The sequence below is a fragment of the Stenotrophomonas sp. PS02297 genome (assembly GCF_029959705.1).
Taxonomy (GTDB): Bacteria; Pseudomonadota; Gammaproteobacteria; order Xanthomonadales; family Xanthomonadaceae; genus Stenotrophomonas; species Stenotrophomonas nitritireducens.
The window spans coordinates 1-3,421 of the sequence record NZ_JASCOS010000205.1; the positions used below are offsets into that span (position 1 = coordinate 1).

Here is a 3,421-nt window from a genome sequence, read left to right on the forward strand (position 1 = left end):
CCCCGGGGGGGGGTGCCCCCCCAAAACCGGGGGGCCGGGCGGTGCCCCGCGGGCCCCCCCCGGGCGAGGGCATTCCCGGTACAGCTCCAGCGGGGCGCTGCCCCGCTCTACAAGATCGCGGTGCCTTCCTTGATGGAACGCACCGGGCACAATATGCGCCCCCGCTTCTGCGCTCCGTGCGCTCCCCATGACTTCCCCAACCACACCGCAACCGCCGGTCCCCGTCGCCCGGTTGTCCAGCTTCTATTTCTTCTACTACGCCGCCCTGGGCGCGTTCACGCCGTACTGGAGCCTGTACCTGCAGTCGCGCGGCATGGGCGTGACCGCGATCAGCGTGATGATGAGCCTGTGGTATGCGACCCGCGTGGTCGCGCCCAGCACCTGGACCTCGCTGGCGGCGGTATCGCCGCGCCCGATCCGCTGGCTGCGCATCGGCTGCGTGCTGACCGTCGCCAGCTTCGCCGGCTTCCTGCTGCCGCAGCCGCAATGGACGCTGTATGCGGTGATGGTCGGCTTCTGCTTCTTCTACAACGCGGTGATGCCGCAGTTCGAATCCATCACCCTCACCCACCTGGGCAGCGACAGCCATCGCTACGGCATGATCCGGGTATGGGGTTCGCTGGGCTTCATCGCAGTGGTGACCTCGTTCGGCTGGGTGATCGAGCGGCACGGCGCCGGCCTGCTGCCGTGGCTGATGCTGCCGCTGTTCGTGCTGATGAGCGGCGCTTCCTTCCTCAACCGCTATGCGCGCCATGTCGGCACCCATGCCGCGCACGTGCAGGGCTTCTGGGCGATCGTGCGGCGGCCGCCGGTGCTGGCGTTCTTCATCGCCGCCTTCCTCGAGCAGCTCTCGTTCGGGCCGTACTACACGTTCTTCTCGCTGTACATGGACCAGCACGGCTACAGCACCTCGCTGCTGGGCCTGATGTGGACCGTGGGCGTGGTGTTCGAGGTGGCGGTGTTCTTCCTGATCGCCGGCTTCTTCAAGCGCTGGGACGCCAGCTGGCTGCTGATCATCTCCATGGCCAGCGCCGCGCTGCGCTGGTGGGCCACCGCCCTGTGGCCGGAAAACATCCCGGTGATGCTGGTGGCCCAGGCCACCCACTGCCTGGGCTTCGCCGCATTCTTCGCCTCGGCGATGCAGCTGCTGGCGCGCTATTTCCCCGGCAACCTCAATGGGCACGGCCAGGGGCTGTTCTATGGGTTCTCGTCGGGACTGGGCGGCGTGCTCGGCGCGCTGATCGCCGGGCAGCTGTGGCGTTTCGGCGACGGCCGGGCCGCCTTCATCGCCGGCGGCTGTTTCGCCCTGGCCGGAGCGGTGATTGCGTTTTGTTTCGTGCCGGAAAGGCGGAAAGCAAGGAAACAGTGAAGCGGAACGAGCAAGGGCGAAAAAGTAAAAAGCCGTCATTCCCGCGCAGGCGGGAATGACGGCGTTGGGCTTTGCGAGGACATCAGCAGCCTTGCTGCTTCCGCCCGCCATTCGTTGCTTGTTCCCCGCTTCTCCCTACCAGACCAGATCGTCCGGCACCTGGTACATCGGGTCGGCGTAGGGATCGGCCTCGGCAGGTGCGTCGGGATCGATCTTCAGCGCCACGGCCGGGGCGAAGACCGCCTCCGCCTCGGCCAGCAGTTCGGCCGTCACCAGCAGGTAGCGCCCGTTCTGCTGCAGCACGCCCAGTTGCCCGGCATTGAGCGCCTTGAGCTGGTCGGCGGTGACGTAGATGCGCTTGATCTTGCCGCCATACGGAAAGTGGCGGGCGATGTCGGCGTCGGCGACGTTCAGAGCCTTGTCCTTGAGCAGTTCGTCCAGCCTGGCCTTCGCCTCGCGGCGCAGGCGCGCTTCTTCCTGCTTCTGGCGCTCGGCCTCGATGCGCTCGTCCTTCTCCCTCTGCGCGCGGATCGCATAGGCCTTGGCCAGGTCGATGTCTTCCTGCGAGCGTGGCTTGCGCGGGCCCTGCGGGCCAGCATGCGCGGGCTTGTTGCCGTGCGCGGGCTTGCCGGCATGGCCGGGCTTGTTGCCGGGTTTGTTGCCGGCCTGCGGACGGGCCTGCCCCGGCTTGCCCTGCGGGCGGCCGTCGCGGCGGGTTTCGGGCTTGCGCTCCGGTTTGGGCGCGGGCTTGAAGCCCAGCCCGAGGAGCTGATCGCGGAGAGTGTCGCTCATGCTTGCGGTACGTCGTATCAGTAGTGCGGGGGCGGCGGTTCGTTCGCCGGGTCGGAGGCGTTGAGCGCATTGCGGACCTTGCCCAGGTCCTCGAGCAGCACGCGCAGCACGTCGGCGTTGCGGCTGCCCTGCATGCGCGCGTCGGCCAGGGCCTCGCTCAGCTCGGCCAGCGCGTGCTCCTGGAAGGACACGCGCATTTCAAGTTCCACCAGGCGTTCTTCCAGGGCCTGTTCGCGGGCGCTCGGCAGCAGGTCAGACATGCAGGGAACGCCCCCGGCCGATGCCGTAATAAGCCAGTCCGGCCGCCTCGATCTCGCCCGGGTCGTACAGGTTGCGGCCGTCGAACACCACCGCATCGCCCAGGGCCTGGCGGATGCGCGCGAAATCGGGGCTGCGGAACTGCTTCCACTCGGTGACCACGACCAGCGCGTCGGCGCCTTCCAGCGCATCGAACGCCGATTCGCAGAACACCAGGTCGCTGCGCTCGCCGAAGATGCGGCGCGCCTCGTGCATCGCTTCCGGATCGTAGGCGCGCACCCGCGCGCCGGCTTCCCACAGCTGCGCCAGCAGGCGGCGACTGGAGGCTTCGCGCATGTCGTCGGTATTGGGCTTGAAGGCCAGCCCCCACACGGCGAAGGTCTTGCCGCGCACGCCCTCGTCCTCGCCACGGTCGTAGTGGCGCTGGACCAGTTCGAACAGGTGCCCCTTCTGCGCCTCGTTCACCGCTTCCACGGCGTCGAGCAGGCGCGGGGTGTGGCCGTGCTGCAGGGCGGTGCGGGCCAGCGCCTGCACGTCCTTGGGGAAGCACGAGCCGCCGTAGCCGGCGCCGGGGTAGATGAAGTGCCAGCCGATGCGCGGGTCCGAACCGATGCCCTGGCGGACCTGCTCGATGTCGGCGCCGACACGCTCGGCGATGTTGGCGATTTCGTTCATGAACGAAATCTTGGTCGCCAGCATCGCATTGGCGGCGTACTTGGTCAGCTCTGCCGAACGCACGTCCATTTCCACCACGCGGTCGTGGTTGCGGTTGAACGGCGCGTACAGGCGGCGCATCACCGCCACCGGTTCCTCGCTGGCTGCGCCGATGATGATGCGGTCCGGGCGCATGCAGTCGGCCACCGCATCGCCTTCCTTGAGGAACTCGGGGTTGGAGACCACCTCGAAGGCGATCTCCACGCCGCGCGCGGCCAGCTCCTCGGCGATCGCCGCGCGCACCTTGTCGGCGGTGCCCACCGGCACCGTCGACTTGTTGACCACCAC

General features: G+C 68.2%; 4 protein-coding genes. 1 reads left to right on the forward strand and 3 read right to left on the reverse strand.

The window, feature by feature from the left end; translation table 11 throughout:
* Positions 1–187: 187 nt before the first annotated feature.
* Positions 188–1,369, forward strand: coding sequence for an MFS transporter (locus QMX80_RS18800; protein WP_282278697.1), 1,182 nt, complete (start codon positions 188–190; stop codon positions 1,367–1,369).
* Between the two features lie 135 nt (positions 1,370–1,504).
* Here QMX80_RS18800 and QMX80_RS18805 read toward each other — a convergent pair whose 3' ends face one another.
* The 3 genes from QMX80_RS18805 to QMX80_RS18815 form a co-directional block, all read right to left on the reverse strand.
* Positions 1,505–2,161 (reverse strand): DUF2058 family protein, encoded by a 657-nt coding sequence (locus QMX80_RS18805; RefSeq protein ID WP_055764822.1) that lies wholly within the window; start codon positions 2,159–2,161, stop codon positions 1,505–1,507.
* A gap of 17 nt (positions 2,162–2,178) precedes the next feature.
* On the reverse strand, positions 2,179–2,421 hold the full coding sequence (locus QMX80_RS18810) for a SlyX family protein (protein WP_055764820.1): 243 nt from the start codon (positions 2,419–2,421) through the stop codon (positions 2,179–2,181).
* On the reverse strand, positions 2,414–3,421 hold a 1,008-nt coding region (locus tag QMX80_RS18815; RefSeq protein WP_282278698.1), incomplete at its 5' end, for a UDP-glucose/GDP-mannose dehydrogenase family protein. The genes QMX80_RS18815 and QMX80_RS18810, both read right to left, overlap by 8 nt.

Excerpts from the sequence above, each read along its gene's own strand:
- QMX80_RS18800 (WP_282278697.1), top strand. The coding sequence starts at position 188 with ATGACTTCCCCAACCACACCGCAACCGCCGGTCCCCGTCGCCCGGTTG.
- QMX80_RS18805 (WP_055764822.1), bottom strand. The coding sequence starts at position 2,161 with ATGAGCGACACTCTCCGCGATCAGCTCCTCGGGCTGGGCTTCAAGCCC.
- QMX80_RS18810 (WP_055764820.1), bottom strand. The coding sequence starts at position 2,421 with ATGTCTGACCTGCTGCCGAGCGCCCGCGAACAGGCCCTGGAAGAACGC.